19 protein-coding genes are annotated in these 15,719 nt (G+C 59.0%); 8 read left to right on the top strand and 11 right to left on the bottom strand.

Going from position 1 to position 15,719, the window contains the following annotated elements:
- Positions 1–27 precede the first annotated feature (27 nt).
- Complete coding sequence (locus tag NSJP_RS02260) at positions 28–750, top strand: tetratricopeptide repeat protein (protein WP_080885318.1); 723 nt, start codon at positions 28–30, stop codon at positions 748–750.
- A gap of 49 nt (positions 751–799) precedes the next feature.
- Here the strand turns inward: NSJP_RS02260 and NSJP_RS02255 are convergent, their stop codons facing one another.
- Both NSJP_RS02255 and NSJP_RS02250 read right to left on the bottom strand, forming a co-directional pair.
- Complete coding sequence (locus tag NSJP_RS02255; RefSeq protein ID WP_080885317.1) at positions 800–1,216, bottom strand: hypothetical protein; 417 nt, start codon at positions 1,214–1,216, stop codon at positions 800–802.
- 35 nt (positions 1,217–1,251) lie between these two features.
- Positions 1,252–2,364 carry an RMD1 family protein gene (locus NSJP_RS02250; RefSeq protein WP_080885316.1) on the bottom strand — a complete coding sequence of 371 codons (1,113 nt, stop codon included), beginning with the start codon at positions 2,362–2,364 and terminating at the stop codon, positions 1,252–1,254.
- A 231-nt stretch (positions 2,365–2,595) separates the two neighbouring features.
- On the opposite strand from NSJP_RS02250, the gene NSJP_RS02245 reads away from it, so the two are divergent.
- Complete coding sequence (locus NSJP_RS02245) at positions 2,596–2,979, top strand: hypothetical protein (protein WP_155969789.1); 384 nt, start codon at positions 2,596–2,598, stop codon at positions 2,977–2,979.
- Positions 2,980–3,020: 41 nt separating this feature from the next.
- Here NSJP_RS02245 and NSJP_RS02240 read toward each other — a convergent pair whose 3' ends face one another.
- From NSJP_RS02240 to NSJP_RS02225, 4 genes are all read right to left on the bottom strand, one after another.
- Positions 3,021–3,725: a response regulator transcription factor gene (locus NSJP_RS02240; protein ID WP_080885314.1), complete on the bottom strand. Its 705-nt coding sequence runs from the start codon at positions 3,723–3,725 to the stop codon at positions 3,021–3,023.
- Positions 3,726–3,915: 190 nt separating this feature from the next.
- The gene (locus NSJP_RS02235) at positions 3,916–5,646 is read right to left on the bottom strand and encodes an ABC transporter ATP-binding protein (protein ID WP_080885313.1); all 1,731 of its coding nucleotides are present in this window, start codon (positions 5,644–5,646) and stop codon (positions 3,916–3,918) included.
- A gap of 93 nt (positions 5,647–5,739) precedes the next feature.
- Complete coding sequence (locus NSJP_RS02230) at positions 5,740–5,958, bottom strand: DUF6812 domain-containing protein (protein ID WP_080885312.1); 219 nt, start codon at positions 5,956–5,958, stop codon at positions 5,740–5,742.
- Positions 5,959–5,988: 30 nt separating this feature from the next.
- Complete coding sequence (locus NSJP_RS02225) at positions 5,989–6,084, bottom strand: AURKAIP1/COX24 domain-containing protein (protein ID WP_080880037.1); 96 nt, start codon at positions 6,082–6,084, stop codon at positions 5,989–5,991.
- A 109-nt stretch (positions 6,085–6,193) separates the two neighbouring features.
- Between NSJP_RS02225 and NSJP_RS02220 the strand changes: the two genes are divergently transcribed.
- A complete protein-coding gene (locus NSJP_RS02220) occupies positions 6,194–6,691 on the top strand; it encodes a hypothetical protein (protein WP_080885311.1) in 498 nt (165 codons plus the stop codon).
- Between the two features lie 3 nt (positions 6,692–6,694).
- Positions 6,695–8,338: an L-aspartate oxidase gene (gene nadB / locus NSJP_RS02215; RefSeq protein WP_080885310.1), complete on the top strand. Its 1,644-nt coding sequence runs from the start codon at positions 6,695–6,697 to the stop codon at positions 8,336–8,338.
- Here nadB and NSJP_RS02210 read toward each other — a convergent pair.
- The 3 genes from NSJP_RS02210 to NSJP_RS02200 all read right to left on the bottom strand — a co-directional run bounded on the left by NSJP_RS02210 (position 8,274) and on the right by NSJP_RS02200 (position 11,452).
- Positions 8,274–8,987: a lytic transglycosylase domain-containing protein gene (locus NSJP_RS02210; RefSeq protein WP_080885309.1), complete on the bottom strand. Its 714-nt coding sequence runs from the start codon at positions 8,985–8,987 to the stop codon at positions 8,274–8,276. The two genes, nadB and NSJP_RS02210, sit on opposite strands and share 65 nt — an antisense overlap.
- Positions 8,988–9,104: 117 nt before the next feature.
- The gene (locus NSJP_RS02205) at positions 9,105–9,980 is read right to left on the bottom strand and encodes an aminotransferase class IV (RefSeq protein ID WP_080885308.1); all 876 of its coding nucleotides are present in this window, start codon (positions 9,978–9,980) and stop codon (positions 9,105–9,107) included.
- Positions 9,965–11,452: an anthranilate synthase component I family protein gene (locus tag NSJP_RS02200; RefSeq protein WP_080885307.1), complete on the bottom strand. Its 1,488-nt coding sequence runs from the start codon at positions 11,450–11,452 to the stop codon at positions 9,965–9,967. Before NSJP_RS02200 ends, NSJP_RS02205 begins: the two co-directional genes overlap by 16 nt.
- A 185-nt stretch (positions 11,453–11,637) precedes the next feature.
- Here NSJP_RS02200 and NSJP_RS02195 point away from each other — a divergent pair, with 185 nt between their 5' ends.
- From NSJP_RS02195 to atpF, 4 genes are all read left to right on the top strand, one after another.
- Positions 11,638–11,859 (top strand): AtpZ/AtpI family protein, encoded by a 222-nt coding sequence (locus NSJP_RS02195; protein ID WP_080885306.1) that lies wholly within the window; start codon positions 11,638–11,640, stop codon positions 11,857–11,859.
- 30 nt (positions 11,860–11,889) lie between these two features.
- Positions 11,890–12,642, top strand: coding sequence for a F0F1 ATP synthase subunit A (locus NSJP_RS02190; protein WP_080885305.1), 753 nt, complete (start codon positions 11,890–11,892; stop codon positions 12,640–12,642).
- Between the two features lie 36 nt (positions 12,643–12,678).
- Complete coding sequence (atpE, locus tag NSJP_RS02185) at positions 12,679–12,909, top strand: ATP synthase F0 subunit C (protein WP_053381401.1); 231 nt, start codon at positions 12,679–12,681, stop codon at positions 12,907–12,909.
- A gap of 85 nt (positions 12,910–12,994) precedes the next feature.
- Positions 12,995–13,501: a F0F1 ATP synthase subunit B gene (gene atpF, locus NSJP_RS02180; RefSeq protein ID WP_080885304.1), complete on the top strand. Its 507-nt coding sequence runs from the start codon at positions 12,995–12,997 to the stop codon at positions 13,499–13,501.
- Between the two features lie 10 nt (positions 13,502–13,511).
- Here the strand turns inward: atpF and larE are convergent, their stop codons facing one another.
- Positions 13,512–14,321, bottom strand: coding sequence for an ATP-dependent sacrificial sulfur transferase LarE (gene larE, locus NSJP_RS02175; RefSeq protein WP_172834099.1), 810 nt, complete (start codon positions 14,319–14,321; stop codon positions 13,512–13,514).
- A 42-nt stretch (positions 14,322–14,363) separates the two neighbouring features.
- On the bottom strand, positions 14,364–15,719 hold the full coding sequence (locus NSJP_RS02170) for a M16 family metallopeptidase (protein WP_231989553.1): 1,356 nt from the start codon (positions 15,717–15,719) through the stop codon (positions 14,364–14,366).

Below are 15,719 nucleotides of genomic sequence, written 5' to 3'. Positions count from 1 at the left end.
CCTCGCTCGGAAAGTGTATAAGGGCGAATGAACCGGCTTGAGTGGATCATCATCGGACTCGTCAGTTGGATGCTTGTAGATGCGGGACACGCGGTCGCTCAGCGAAATGACATGCCCGTCGGCTATCCGCAGACGCTCGAGCGGGAGCTTCAACTGCTACTCGAAGAGGTGCGCAAGGGTAAACCGTCTCCGTCGTTGCTGGTGAAGTTGTCGGAAACCTATTTCGATATGGCGGACGATATGTTGACGGACGAGACGAAGCGTCTGGCGGCTTATGACGCCGGTGCGGAAGCAGCCAAACAGGCCTTTGAAATGGACGAGCGCCTGGCGGACGCCCATTTTTTTCATGCGTTGAACATCGGCAGTGCCGCACGCCTCCGGGGCGTCACGAATGCGGCGTTTGCCGTGAAAGAAATCAAGTACTGCGCGCAGCGCGCCATCGAACTCGATCCGCAACATTCCCAAGCGCTTCAGATGATGGGCGGGTTGCTGATGGAGATCCCTTGGATCTTGGGGGGAAGCGACAAGAAGGCCCAGGACTATCTCGAGCGCTCGGTGGCGGCCGACGGCAATTTCGCCAATGCGCGCATCATGCTGGCCAAACTCTATCTGAAGCAAGGCCGGCGGGAAGAGGCCAAACGACAGCTGGAGGCCGTCATGCATTTCGATCGGCCGCATTACCGCTATACCTGGGAGCGTAAGTACAAGGCGGAGGCCGAGCGGATGCTCAAAGAACTCGGGAACTCCTGACCGAAGTGCCCGTGGAATCACGGCGTACTCGCTGCCGGTGACCTGATCGTCACTGAATCAGTTCCCTGACGACGCCTTGTTGATCGTACCGGATCTGTAATTCCGTTTGGAGACGGTTGGATGAACGGGTATTCTTGCCCAACCCCGGTTCGACCGTTTGATTCTGGGTGGTCATCATTCCTGCCGGCCCTGCCTGAACAGTCGGCACGCTGACCGTCGGTTTGGCTTGCGGCGATGCGCTCGGTCGATAGGTCGCGATTTCCCCATCCGGCAGCATTTGCACCAAGTCCGGCGCCCCGTACCGCTTGAGCACATCGGCCTTGGTGGTGGTGCCGATCTCGATGTCGCTCCTCTGCCCTTGCCGTTCTGACGGGCTCGTCGCGCAGCCTCCGGCCAGGAACAGACAGACGATCCCAATGTATGGCAGTGAGCGGTGCAGAGAGAGTCTGGCTGAGGAAATGGTCATAGGTTGTTCTCCTTGCGTAGTAAAGAGGGCGTTGATCAGGGTTTGCCGATCGGAACGAACGAGACCGCAATGGACACGGTGATCAACACTATGATGATCCATTCCAGCAACTCCATCCGCCTCGTCCCGGCCCGGTCCGACATCTTGCCGTAAATACTTTCCAGCGTTTCCAGCTTCCTCAAAATACTCGCGTCCCAGTCTTCCAAGTGAAAGCGTTGAGAGGCCAATCGATAGACCCGTGCGAGATATTGGTCTCCCAGCAGCTTCAGCGTGTTGGTGACTCGTTCGAAGAGGAGCGCGCCGTCGACCTGAAGCTGGGCGATGAGAGTGGTGTCCTTATCGTACGACCCTGGTAGGGATAGCAGGCGCGGCTTCCGGGAAAGCGCCTCGTATCCTTGATCGAGCGACTGGTCCAGCTGTTCGTCCAACATCCGCATTTCCATCAACTCGACATTCGCAAACTCCAGCACGGCGCGCACGTCGTCCATATCCCTTCCGAACAACACGGCGGAATGCCAGTCGATCAAGGCGGCGTCATCCGTCCCAAACGAAATGCGGCATGAGACGGCGTCGTGGATTTCCTGATCCGACAGGGGCGTGCGCTCTCCGCGAAGGATGCGGGCCAGTTCGGCTTCCCGGGATACCCACAAAGGAATATCCTGGGAGGTGCATGCGTTGATTTCGAAGATGAGATAGTCTTCCACTTCCGTGGCGATCCTCGGTCGTTCGACAGCCGGATGAATGGTCTGGATGAGTTGCTCGACCCGCGCGCGTGATTCCGTCAACAGCTGCTCATGCTCGTAGAGCGCCTCGCTGAGTTCGAGCAAATTGTCGAACGGTCCGTCCAAGGCGAATCGGTAGGTGATGGTGACGGCGCCGAAATCGTAGACCATGACCTCGAATGTCGGGCTCGACGAGTAGTTGGCGACGGTCAACGTGCCGCCCTCCTGCATCAAGCGCAAGGGAGCCGGGCGATATTCGAAGTACTGCGGGGCCCTGGCCTTGTGACGGAGACGTCCCCGCTCGGTGCCGGCGGTGATACGGCGGTCAGCCTCATCCAGGTTGATGGAAGATCCGATGTCGTAGGCAAATATCGCGTAGCAGGTTCCCTTGGTGATGACGACCGATGATTGATCCGCGGTTCCCATGTGATCCTCTCCCTTGCGCGAAATAATTATATCAAGTTCCCTGTGTGGTCGCGTGAACCGCTGCGCGACGGATATTCCGAGGAGCTCGATCCTAACATGGCATAGCCGTTCCATCGTGAGGCGGCTGGCGGTAAGTGGCATAGAACAAGCGGAATTCTGGAAATTTAACCGGGCCGTAATACTGCTTTAGTGAAGGTGTAATGTGTGTCCGCCACCATGGAGATTATGTCCATGGCGGCTATTCCACGGATTCAAGGACGCGCGCTCGCGATTATTCTGTTTTGCGGACTGATGGCTTGCACAAAGCCCCATCAGTACATCGATGTGACCTGTGCCAAGATGGCCGGCGATACGCTCCTCGACCGCGAGGCCGCCATTCAATGCCAGACGTTTCGCCAGGCCGAGGCCGCTACCGCGGTCTACAATGAAGCCGCGCTTTTGGTGAAGTCTTATCGTGCGTGTCTGGAGAAGTATGAAGAAGTTCCAATGAGAGCCAAGGAGTATTGCGCGCAGTATCCCAAAGCGCTACAGGAGATTGGGCTCCAGATTAAGGAACAGCCCGATTCTTCGTCCGGTCGTCGTGTCATTCCCGCCGCTTCGTCAACAGTCAGATAAGATTTCTGTCGTGAGAAGGCCGGGCCGGAGAAGCGCTTCAGCTATGCGGCCATGCTTAGATCTTTGAGCTTATATCCGAGAGACTTGACGGACAAAATCGCATCATTGAGAAGTGGAAGCTTCTGCTTGATTCTCCGGACGTGGACATCCACGGTTCTCGTGGTTCCGTGATAATCATATCCCCACACGTTGTTCAATAGGACGTCCCGGGTCAGCACCCGTCCTGGATTTCTCAGTAAGTGCTCGAGCAATCCGAACTCCTTGGCCGTCAGCGGCACTTCCTGCCCGTCCACGGTTACTTCATGGCGTGAGAGGTTGAGATGGAGTGAACCGTATTGGTAGGTGCTGATCTCCCGATCGTTGGCCCGCGCAAGGCGTCGAAACAAGGCTTTCACGCGAGCGACAAGTCCGCGCGGGCTGAAGGGTTTCGTGACGTAGTCATCGGCTCCCAGTTCAAGCCCGACGACCATGTCGGACTCTTCGCTCTTAGCCGTGAGCATGATGATGGGCAGCATGGCGGTTTGCGGAGTCAGCCGGAGCTTTTTACAGACCTCAAGTCCGTCGATTTCTGGAAGCATGAGATCCAAGATGACGAGGTCGGGATGCTCCGATCTGGTTTGTCTGAGCGCATCGATTCCGTTCGCCGCCGTGAGCGTGCGAAATCCTTCTTTGTCGAGGTACAGCTTCACCAGGTGAAGGATGTCCTTTTCGTCCTCGACGATGAGAATCTTCTTGCCTGCGAACATGAATCACCCCTTGGTACGGTCCATGCCGGAACCCTCACAGCCTCCGCCATGGTAGATAGGTGGTGTTGCGCCGGAGTTACGGCCTCGTTAGCGACCCGTTAAATCACGGGCGGGGAGTGCCGGCATAGGGCAAACCAGGCGCGGCGGCCACCTGCCACCGACCGTTGTGGACTGAATCCGAGTCGCAGCGCTAGAGAGGAAGTTCGGAGAGACGCAACGAATAGAGGTACTGGTAGAGTCCTTTGCGATCCATCAATTCATGGTGAGTGCCGGTCTCGACCAGGACGCCCTTGTTGAGCACCAGAATGCGATCGGCCCGTTGGATCGTCGTCAAACGATGCGCAACGACGAACGTCGTGCGCCCCGTCATCAACCGTTCGAGGGCTTCCTGGACCAGCCGCTCGGATTCGCTGTCGAGGGACGACGTCGCTTCATCCAGCAGCAGGATCCGGGGATTTTTCAGAATCGCCCTGGCGATCGCGATGCGCTGCCGTTGCCCGCCCGATAGATTGACGCCTTTTTCACCCACCACGGTCTGGTACGAGTCCGGAAGGCCGACGATGAAATCGTGCGCATGGGCCGCGCGACTGGCGGCATGGACGGATTCGTCGTCGGCCTGAGGATTGCCGTACCGGATATTGTCCAGGATCGTCCCGCCGAACAGGATCGTTTCCTGCGGGACGAGGGACACTTGCCGATACCAGCTATTCAAGGTGATGTTCCGGAGTTCGATGCCGTCGACCATGATCCGGCCTTCCGTCGGATCGTAAAAGCGATGGATCAAATTGATGAGAGTGGTTTTCCCCGCTCCCGTCGGTCCGACGATCGCGATTAATTGCCCGGGCTGCGCTTCGAAGGAGCATTCCGTGAGTACCGGTTGCCGGACGTCATACGCAAACCCTACTTGCTCCATGCGGAGATGGCCCGTGATCCGGTCGATGGGATACGCGGTCACGGTGTCGTGGATGTCCGGTCGCGCCTCCAGAATTTCAAAGACGCGCTGCGTGGCGCCTTGTGCTTCCCGAATTTGCCCGAACACCCTGGCGGCCGAACTGAACGGACCGATCAGGATTCCGGCGAACAGCACGAAGGCAAACAGGTCGCCGGGAGACACCGATCCCTCGATCACCTGCCGGCCTCCGTACCAGAGAACGGCGGCAGCGGCGGAGAACGTCAGGAGACTGATGACAGGAATGAACACGGCCATAATGCCGGCTCGTCGCATGCCGAGGGACAGATTTCGCTCGATTTGATCCGAGAACCGACCGGTTTCCCGGTCGGTCTGCACGAAGGATTTTACGATCCGGATGCCGGAGATGACTTCTTCGGTTAACGTGCTCAACGCCGCGGTCTGGTCTTGGATGGACGTGGAAAGCGATTTGAGCTTCCGGCCGAAGAACCGCGCCACAAGAACCAGCAGCGGCAGGAGGATCAAAATCAGCAAGCACAATCGCCAGTTCATGACGAGGAGGAAGACGATGCCGCCGACAAAGGTGACGAGCTGTTTGGCCGTGTCGATAGGCGTCTCGGTGGCGATGGATTGCATGAGCGTCACGTCGTTCATGAGGCGCGACAAGAGCTCGCCCGTCCGGCGACGGGCGAAGAAGGACACGGAAAGCGTTTGAAGATGCGCGAAGACGTGGATTCGAAAGTCGGCCACGATGCGTTGAGACACCCACGCAGTCAAATAGCTGTGTCCCATCGAGCAGAGTCCCTGGACGAGCACGAGTCCCAGAAACGCTCCGATCAATTGCGTCATGCGTGCAGCGTCGTGACTGACGGTAATCACGTCCCAGAGGGTGCCTGCCAACCTCAGCAGCGCGAGATTGATCGCGGCCACGATCATCACCAGCAGGCCGGCTGCGACCATGCGGGAAAGATACGGTTTGACGAACGGGAACAATTTGCCGAGCGTAGGCATGGATGTCGGTCTCAGGGGCACGCAGCTTGGTGCGACGAGCAAACGCCGGAATGGGCAGGGGCCGGCCTGTCGGCGGATGCGAGGAGATGAACGTCAGATTTGAGCGATGGATTCGATGAGATTCTTATTGACGGCCACAAACTCCGAGCGATCCTTGTCGTTGATGACGACATCGGTGAGGTTGATAAAGAGCCGCTGCTCTTCATTGATGGCGTCGGACACCCGATGCCGCATCGGGGGAATAAGAAAGTCCCCGACGTACACACAGGTGACCGTGCGAACGCGGATGCGAACTTTCTTGCCTTCCGGCACGCCGTCCTCCTCCCGGTGCGATGGGTGGGATTAGCTCTTGCGTCGAAGGAATTTCTGGCGCCGGCGCAGTTTCTTGTACTTGTGCTTGCGCATTTTCTTCCGGCGTTTCTTGAGCACGCTAGCCATTCTGTTCCTCTCCTTCGCGGCGGAGTCTAAAGGAGTTTGGTCTCAAAATGCAAGCCATTGCACGTCGCTTGACCTCCTTCGTCGCCGATTTCTATACTGCCGCACGACGATGATCTCGACACACATTCGTTATGTCATCATCTGCGCACTGGCAGCGGTTCTTGCGGCAGCCGGATGTGGCGGCAAGACCGCTCAATATCCGGAGGACCACGAGCGCTATCTCCGCATTGACAAAGCCATAGAATCACTTCGCTCGGCTTATGTGAAGAAGGATGCTTCGGGGATGGCCTCGTTGATGGTGCCGACTGATCAGCTGGAGCTGCTCCAGCGGGATGCCGAGAACGATTTTGAAGCGTTTCATCACATCGCTCTGGAATTCAGAGTGGAGCGGATCATGATCGAGGGAGACGACATCGATGTGCACGTCCATTGGCAGGGGGTATGGAAAAAGGACGCCGAGGATCCCGGACAACGCCAGCGAGGCCACACTCGCCTGCAGTGGGTAGGGACAAAATCCGTATTGCTTCGAGGGGTTCAAGGCGATTCGCCGTTCGGCATGAGCCAGCGCCAGGCCGGTGCGGATTCCATCGTGCCATCGAAAAGGTGACGCATGCGGCGCCTCCCGTCCTCTTCATCACCATCGGCTGATTTTCTCGTCATCGGCAGCGGGGTCGCCGGCCTTCGCGCGGCCCTGGAGCTGAGCCGGGCCGGTCGGGTCCTCATGTTGACCAAAGGCCATCCCCTCCAAAGCAGCTCGATCCATGCGCAGGGAGGAGTCGCCGTGGCCATGAGCGAGGAAGACGATGTCGCCATCCACTTGACCGACACGCTCAAGGCCGGCCACGGACTCTGCCGAAAAGAGGCGGTGCGTGTTCTGGTCGAAGAAGGGCCTCACCGGATTCAGGAACTCATCGAATGGGGCGCGAAGTTCGACAAGACGGGAGAGAAATTCGCGTTTGCCCGCGAGGCGGCTCACAGCCGGAGCCGGATTCTACGCGCTCAAGGGGACGCGACGGGCAACGAAATGGTGCGGGTCCTGATGGCCGAGGCCCTCAGGCGTCCGCGCATCCGCCGGCTCGACTACCACTTTACCGTGGATCTGGTGATCGAAGACGGGCGATGCTGTGGTGCGCTGGTGCTGGATGAGCACTCGGGGCGTCGGCTGTTGATGCCGGCCAGGTCGGTGGTTCTGACGACCGGCGGAGCCGGCCAAGTGTATGCCCGCACGACCAATCCACCCAATGCCACCGGTGACGGGATGGCCATGGCCCTGCGCGCGGGTGCGGTCCTGCAAGACATGGAATTCGTGCAGTTCCATCCGACCGCCCTGTACCTTCCATCGAGCCCCCCCTTTTTACTGTCGGAAGCCATGCGTGGAGAGGGCGCCCTGCTGCGCAACACGAAAGGCGAACTCTTCATGCATCGCTATCATCCGATGGGAGCGTTGGCTCCCAGGGACATCGTCTCTCGCGCCATTTGGGCGGAGATGGCCGCGACGAAGGCCCGGCATGTGTATCTCGACGTCACCCAGCTGGGCGCGGACTTTATCCGGCGCCGCTTCCCGACCATCTATGCGACCTGTCTACGGTATGACATCGATATCACCGAGGAATGGATCCCGGTTTCTCCCAGCGCGCATTACATGATGGGAGGAGTTTGGACCGATGTGAACGGCGCCACGTCGGTGCCGGGGTTGTTTGCCGCGGGTGAAGTCGCCTGCAGCGGAGTTCACGGAGCCAATCGTTTGGCCAGTAATTCATTGCTGGAAGGGTTGGTGTTCGGCGCACGTGCCGCGATCGCGGCCGTCGGTTACGGCGATCGGTACGATGTCCCGTCCCTCAGCGCCCACGAGGCGGCGTTGAACGCCGAGCATGACGGATCGGTCGATGATACGGAAAAGCTTCGCAGTTCGCTCAGAAGGACGATGTGGGGGCAAGTCGGGGTGATCCGTTCGGGAGAATCTCTTATCCGGGCTTGCGCGCAGCTTTCGCGGTGGGCCCAAATGATGGGACAGCCGTTGGGAACCCGGGCTTCGCTGGAAGTAAAAAATATGATCCAGGTTGCACAGTGTATCGCCGAAGCGGCGTTGTGGCGGGAAAACAGCATCGGAGCCCATTACCGGTCGGACTTTCCTCAGGCAAGACGGGCCGGCTGGCAGCACCACAGCCGCCTGTCGATCACCGAGGGGATCAGCGGGAAGCAGGCTCGAAAGTCTCGGGGGTTGCTGCTGAACTCGGGGGGGCGTACCGGTTGAGCGGACGTTCCGTGATCACGCCGTCGCGCACGAGAAACGTTCGGTAGTAGCGCAGCACTTTGCGAACATATTGTCTGGTCTCGTCGATCGGCGGCAATGCCTGATACCGTTCCACGACATGCTCCCCGGCGTTATAGGCGGCCAAGGCAAGGGGCAAGTTTCCGTGAAACCGGTCGAGCAGCTGCCTCAGGTACTTGGTGCCTCCCGCCACGTTCTCTTCGGGGTCGTACAAGTCCCGGACGTCCATCCGCACGGCGGTTTGAGGCATCAATTGCATAAGTCCCACGGCTCCTGCGCGGGAGACCGCCCGGGGATCGAAGTTCGACTCTGCCTTAATGACGGCGCGAATGAGTGCGGGGTGCAGTTGATGCTGAGACGAATGACGCCGGATGAGCGGTTCCAATTCGTGTTCCGGGAGCACGGTGTGAAACTGCGCCGCATCGATGTCCACCCGCCGGTAGCGGGAATCCGATGGGACATTGGTGAGGGAAATCGATCCGTTGGGACCGACATACTGATAGATTTCGGCGGAGGCATGACTCGGAACGAATAGGGCCAGGGAGGAACAAGCCGCGAGCGCCGTCGCGGCGACTCGGAGGCGCGTCCGGTACCGGCATGGTTCATGATGCCCGAGATCGAATTGATTCATGGTATGCCCACAAACGATAGCAGCCCTGACTTGTCTGTCAAGAAAATGCAGAAGCCATGCCCGGAAAATTGGGAAGGAGCACTCGATAGAACAAGAGGATAGAGGCGCGACGGGCGATCAAGCTTGTAAAAATCTCGGCCGATTGGTGACAAAAATTTGATGCAGTCTGCGGGTGAGTGGACCCGGTTTGCCTGTGCCAAGCGGACCCCGGTTCACGCTCGTGACCGGCATCACTTCCATGGTGGTATTGGTCAGGAAACATTCATCGGCTTGAACGAGCTGATCGAGGGTGTAAGCGCCCTCCTCGACCCGAATCGCTTCCTCTCGGGCCAGTGACAAAATAATCCGGCGGGTAATGCCGTCGAGAATCCCGCAAGCCAGCGACGGTGTGCGGAGACGGCCGTTCGTCACAAAGAAGAGATTGCTCACCGTACATTCCGCGAGATGGGACTCCCAGTTCAGCAATAGACTGTCGAACGCCTGCGCCGCAATGGCCTCACGCTTGGCCAGAATATTGTTGAGAAAGCTCGTCGATTTGATTTGCGGATCCAGCGCTCCCGGATAATTGCGCCGGGTCTTGGCCACGATGAGATCGACCCCGCTTTGATATTGATGAGGCGGGGGCGGGGAGAGCGGTTTCGTCATGACGATCACCGTCGGCGTCGGACAAAGGGCCGGATCCAGTCCGATGTCGCCGACACCGCGCGAGAGGGTGATTCGAATGTAGGCGTCGATTTGCTCGTTCCCGACGTCGTTGCGTTGCATGGCCTCGTTCAATAGCGCGGGCCAATCGTCTTCCGCCACCGGAACGCGCAACCCGATGGCGTCGGCGGAACGTCGCAGCCTGTCCAGATGCTCGTCCCGCATGAAGATCTGGTCCCCGTACGAGCGGATGGTTTCATAGACCCCGTCACCGTACAGCAGCCCGTGATCAAAAACCGAAATCATGGCGTTCGCGTCATCGACAAATCGGTCGTTCAAGTAGATCCACATGAATGTCCCCGTTGCAGTGCGGAAAAAAACGCCTCCGCCTTGTGAAGCGTTTCATCATATTCGAGAGCGGGATCCGAATCGGCGACGATGCCGGCCCCGACCTGCAGATATCCGGTGTGTTCCGACAGGACCAATGTCCGTATGATGATGTTGAGGTCCACGTCCCCGTTCCACCCGATGTAGCCGAACGACCCGGTGTAGGGTCCTCGGCGGACGGGTTCCAACTCATCGATGATCTCCATGCAGCGAATTTTCGGAACTCCGGTGACGGTCCCGCCGGGAAACACGGCCCTGATCACGTCGAACGGCGCGACATTCGGTTGAAGACGGCCGCTGACGTTGGACACGATGTGGCTCACATGGGAATACTGCTCCACCGCCATGAACTCGTCCACGCGAACACTTCCGAATTCACAGACACGGCCGAGGTCATTTCGCTCGAGGTCGACAAGCATCACGTGCTCAGCTCGTTCCTTTTCGGTGGCGAGAAGTTCGGCAACCAGTCGGCGGTCCTCCTCTGAATCCCGACCGCGCGGTCTGGTGCCGGCGATGGGTCTGGTGTCCGCCCATCCGTCGCGGACTCGGACGAGGCGTTCGGGCGAGGCGCTGATCAGGGTCACGTCGTCGAAACGTAGCAGACCCGAAAAGGGAGAAGGGTTCACGCGCGCGAGCCGCCGATACAAAGCCTGCTCATATCGGAGACGTTCCGCCCGCGTACGGCAGCCGGGGATGCGAAAGGTAAAACGATGGGAGAGGTTGGCCTGATAGATATCTCCGTCGGAAATGTAGCGCTGACATCGGCCGACGCGGTCGAGATAGGCCTCCCGAGATTGCTCGGGAACGAACGAGACGGACGGAATGGCCGAATCCGACGGCGGGTCCGTCTGCGAGGCGGCGTAGCTCGCTTCACAGCCTGCAATTTTGTCCAATCCTTCCTGAAGGAGTTTGGCCCGATCTTCTCCCAGAAAGCGCGTGGCCGAAGGACAGAACATGATGTGGATTCGGTTTTGATCATGATCGACGGCTGTCACCACATCAAACAAGGCGAACTGCAGATCCGGAAGAGACAGATCGACCGGGGCTGTCGCCGGCAGATGCTCCAGGCGTCGGGCAAAATCATAGCTCAAGTATCCGACCGCCCCGCCGAAAAATGGAGGCAGGTGCGGTGTTCTTGCAATGGGTCCTACGGCGATTTCCTTGCGCAGGACGTGAAAGGGGTCTGGTTCCGGCGCACAACCGCCGGTTTGGCGGCTCGAGAAGACGGTCACGGGGCTGCTTCCGATATAGGAGAATCGCCCGGAGCCGTGCTGCGGACTGCCGCTGTCGAGCAAGAACGAGGGACCGGAGATCGAGGCCAAGCGTGCGTAGAGGTCCACCGGTCGAACCGGTTGGGGCGAAGCGAGTGTCAGCACCAACGGCTGGGGCGGGCCGTTCAGGAACGCTGATTTTGAGGGCAGGGAGAGTCTGATCATGGCGACTGCGGTCCGGCGACCGGCCCAGCCTCATCACTATACCTCAGCCGTCCAGACCTTTCACAGCAGCGGTCGGCTTGACAAGTTCACGGATATTCTGCTTGAATTGCGCGCCCGCCATCGGGAGAGTCCTTACTCAGGCAGCTGGTTGAGTACTCGCCTCAGTGGGTCAGCCGAGGCGAACCATGCCCCCTTCACAGGATCCGTTTTATGCGGGGCTCGGCCAGGCCGTTCGTATGGGAACGGAACTGCTTGCTGCGCTGATCGTCGGAGGAGGGCTCGGGTGGGCGGCCGACACCTATCTGTGGGAGACGAACCCCTGGGGTATGGTGAGCGGATTGGTTCTGGGCGTCATCGCTGGAATTCGAAACGCGTATCGTTCCGCACAGCGATGGCCCAAGTCGTGAACGTTCATTAAGCGATAGGCAAAAAATTTCATGGAAGAAAGTCCGCTACATCCATTCGAGCTCCACAACTTCATTCCGGTCCAGTTCGGCGGGTTGGACATTTCGATCAACAAGGCCGTCATCATGATGTGGGTCGTGGTGGCCATGGTGTCCCTCCTGATGATCATGGCCGGTTCGGCCCGGCAACTCGTGCCGGGCAAGCTGCAGAGTCTGGGAGAGATCCTGGTGGATTTTATCCGCGGCATCATTCTCGACACGATGGGAAAAGAGGGCATGAAGTTCTTCCCTCTTATCGCCACCTTGTTCTTGTTCATCCTTTTCTGCAACCTGCTCGGGCTGATTCCTGGAACCTATACCGTCACCAGTCAGATCGTCGTCACGGCGGTGTTCGCCATCACTGTCTATGCGCTCAGTCTTTTGATGGGTCTGCTCATTCACGGTGTGAAATTCATCCCCGGTATTCTCGTTCCTCCGGGGACACCCTGGTGGCTCATCCCTTTGATGGTTCCCATCGAATTCGTCAGCCAGGTCGCAAGGCCGGTGTCTCTGGCGGTACGGCTGTTTGCCAATATGACGGCGGGCCACACGATTCTCGGAGTGTTGTTCGGATTGGCGATCAGCGGAGGATTGTTGATCGGTTGGCTGCCCTTTGCATTTACCATCGCGATGAATGGGTTGGAGGTCGGTATTGCGTTCATCCAGGCGTACATTTTCACGGTGTTGACCTGCGTCTACCTGGGGGATGCGTTCCATTTGCACGGAAGTGAGGATCACGCGCACTGACGCGTGTGGCCACAGACAAGGGAGGATCGGGACACAATGGATTCAGCAGCTGCAGCTTTGTTGGGTATGGGACTCGCCGCCGCGGGATTTGCCGGCGCAGGCGTGGGGATCGGCTATATTTTCGGCAAGATGATCGAGGCCGTCGCGCGCCAGCCCGAAGCGGAAGGCCGCGTCGGAAAGTACATGTGGATCGGGTTTGCGTTGGTCGAGGCCATCGCCCTGTACGGCCTGGTCATCGCGTTCATCATTATGGGCCTTCGGAAATAAGGAGCGCTGACCGCTATTCGTCGACCGGCGTTCGCGGAATTTTCAGGAGCGACCGGGTCACGTCTGGCTTTTCGCGAGGACGTCTATGCCGCAGTTTGAGTCCCATTTCTTCTCGTCGTTGATTTTTTGGGAGATCGTTTCTTTCGCGATCCTTTTCTTTATCCTCTACAAGTATGCATTTCCCGGCATCCTTGCGGTGTTGGAGGAGCGGGAGAAGAAGATCCGGGACAGCTTGGATCAGGCTGAACGGCACCGGTCGGAGGCCGAGCGGAAACTCAAGGATTATGAAGCCAAGCTGAGCGCCGCCTCCAAAGAGGCCGAAGGTGTTCTCGCGGCGGCGAAGGAGCGGGCGCAGCGGCTGCTCGAGGAAAACGAACAGCGGCTGACGCAAGAAGCCGAGCGGATCAAGGGCGATGCGACCCGTGAAATCGAGCACGAACGTCGAAAGGCGATTCAGGAGATCCGCAGCCAAACGACCGACATCGCCTTGATGGTGGCCGAAAAGGTCGTTCAGCGAAGCCTCAACGACACCGACCATCGTCGGCTGGCGGATGAAGCTTTGGACGCGTTGGCCAAGGCTTCGGCGAAATAGCCGGTCGTGGTCAGCCGAGGCTCACTCCGCCCGATCGATAGCCCTCCACATCCAGGCAGATAAACCGAAAGCCGGTCTCCCGCAAGCGCGCGCCGATCCGCGCGCGAAGGTCCGGTTCAAGAAATCTCGAAAACTCTTCCGTTCCTACTTCAAGCCGGGCGATTTCGCCGTGGTCCCTCACGCGAACGTGGCGGAACCCCTCCGCTGACAGAATGGCCTCCGCCTGCTCGACCCGTGCGAGCTTCTCGACCGTGATGGGCGTGCCGTGCGGAATCCTCGAGGAAAGACAGGCGGCAGCCGGCTTGTCCCACGTCGAGATTCCGAAGGCTCGCGCCAAGGTGCGGACGTCGGACTTGGAGAGTTCCGCTTCGACGAGCGGGCTCCGAACCTGCCATTGCCGGGCGGCGGTAATCCCTGGCCGATCGTCTCCCAGATCGTCGAGATTCGTTCCGTCCGCGACCCAACGGGAGGTCCGCGGTCCTTTCATGCCATCCATCAACCGGTACAAGTCTGTTTTACAGTGAAAACAGCGGGTTGCATCGTTCTGTACGAAAGCGGAAATAGTCAGTTGGTCGGTACGGACGATCTCATGCCGTGCCCCGATTTCTCGGGCGACCCGCGTTGCGGTTTCGAGCTCGAGAAGGGGAAACGTCGGGGAGACGGCTGTCACGCCGAGAGCCCGGCTTCCCAACTCCTCGTGCGCGATCTTCAACACGAGCGTGCTGTCGATTCCCCCCGAGAAGGCGACGAGAACGGACTGCATGTCCGAGAGGATGCTGCGAAGCCGTACAAGCTTATCGGCTAGATGATCTGGGGACATGTTCATAACAGCCGGTGATCGCCAAGGGCCGTGTCTGGGCGTTCAGTGCTTCACTCTAGACTTGGCGAGATTGCCGACGACCACCAGCGCGTATCGTTGGGGATCCAGGTAGTGTTTCGCGACGCGCTGGACGTCCTCCTTGGTGACGCGCTCGATCCACTTGGGATACTGGGAGAAATACTCGAAGCCCAAGCCGTAGAATTCCACCTGAGCCAGCACCTGCGCCAGTTTGGCCGTGGAGTCCAGGCGAAGGGGGAAACTGCCGACGAGGAACGATTTGGCCTCGGCCAATTCTTGATCGGAGACCGGCGCGTCACGAATGCCCTTCAGTTCTGCGAGGACGCCCGTGATGGCCTGGTTGGTGGTTTCACTTCGCGTCTGCAGGCTGATCCAAAAGGATCCCGGCATGAGGCGCGCATCGAAGTGGCTCATGATCCCGTATGCCAAGCCTTGTTTGTCCCGGATCGAATCCATCAGACGGGAAGAGAACCCTCCGGCTCCGAGGATGTAGTTCATAACGGTAACGGCATAGAAGTCCGGGTTCGTGCGGTTGATCCCGCCGTGCCCCAGTACGATGCTCGACTGCGTGAGATCCTTCTCGATCAATTGCACGGTTTTCTTCTCAAGGGCACCGGGCTTTCGCACGTTCCTGGCGGGAGCCGGCGATTTTTTCCAGCCTCCGAAATGGGTTTGCGCCAGTGCCATCACCTGGTCGACGGTGACGTCGCCGACCACGGTGAGGATGACTTGTCCCGGAATATATTCTTTGGCATAGAAGGCGGCGACATCCGCCACGGTGATCTTGCCGAGGGTTTCCTCCGTTCCGTTCAGCGGCCAGCGGTACGGATGGCCGTGGAAGACCAACTGGTTGAACGCCTTCATCGCGACATGGCCCGGGTCGTCGTTGTCGCTGGCCATCTCGCCCAGGATCTGGGTGCGAATGCGCTCGAACTCCTGCTTGTTGAACGCCGGATGCTGGAGCATGTCGGCGAGCAAGGTGAAGCCCAATTCCGCATCCTTTTTCAGCACTCTCACCGACGCCGTCGTGAAATCCTCCGAGGCCTTCACCTCCAGCGATCCGCCGACGAAGTCGATCTGTTCCGCGATCTGTTTCGAGGTGCGGGTGGTCGTGCCTTCGTCGAGGAGACTCGCCGTGAGATTGGCCAGCCCAGCCTTTTCCGGCGGGTCCTGCGCCGAGCCGGTCTTGATGAGCGAATGAATTTCAACGATCGGCAAAAAATGCTGTTCGAGGACCACGACGGTCATGCCATTCGCCGCGATGAATCTGGTCGGCACGATCTCCGCAGCCGGCAAGGGGGATGCAGAAAGGACGAGGAGGCAACTCCACAGTCCCAGCCCGATCCAATGCTTGATCCCCATCAATGTTCCGCCCGTCAC

This window comes from Nitrospira japonica (assembly GCF_900169565.1).
In the GTDB taxonomy this organism is placed as follows: Bacteria; Nitrospirota; Nitrospiria; order Nitrospirales; family Nitrospiraceae; genus Nitrospira_C; species Nitrospira_C japonica_A.
Note: the sequence above shows the minus strand (reverse complement) of the source record. Positions and strands in the feature narration are given on the sequence as shown.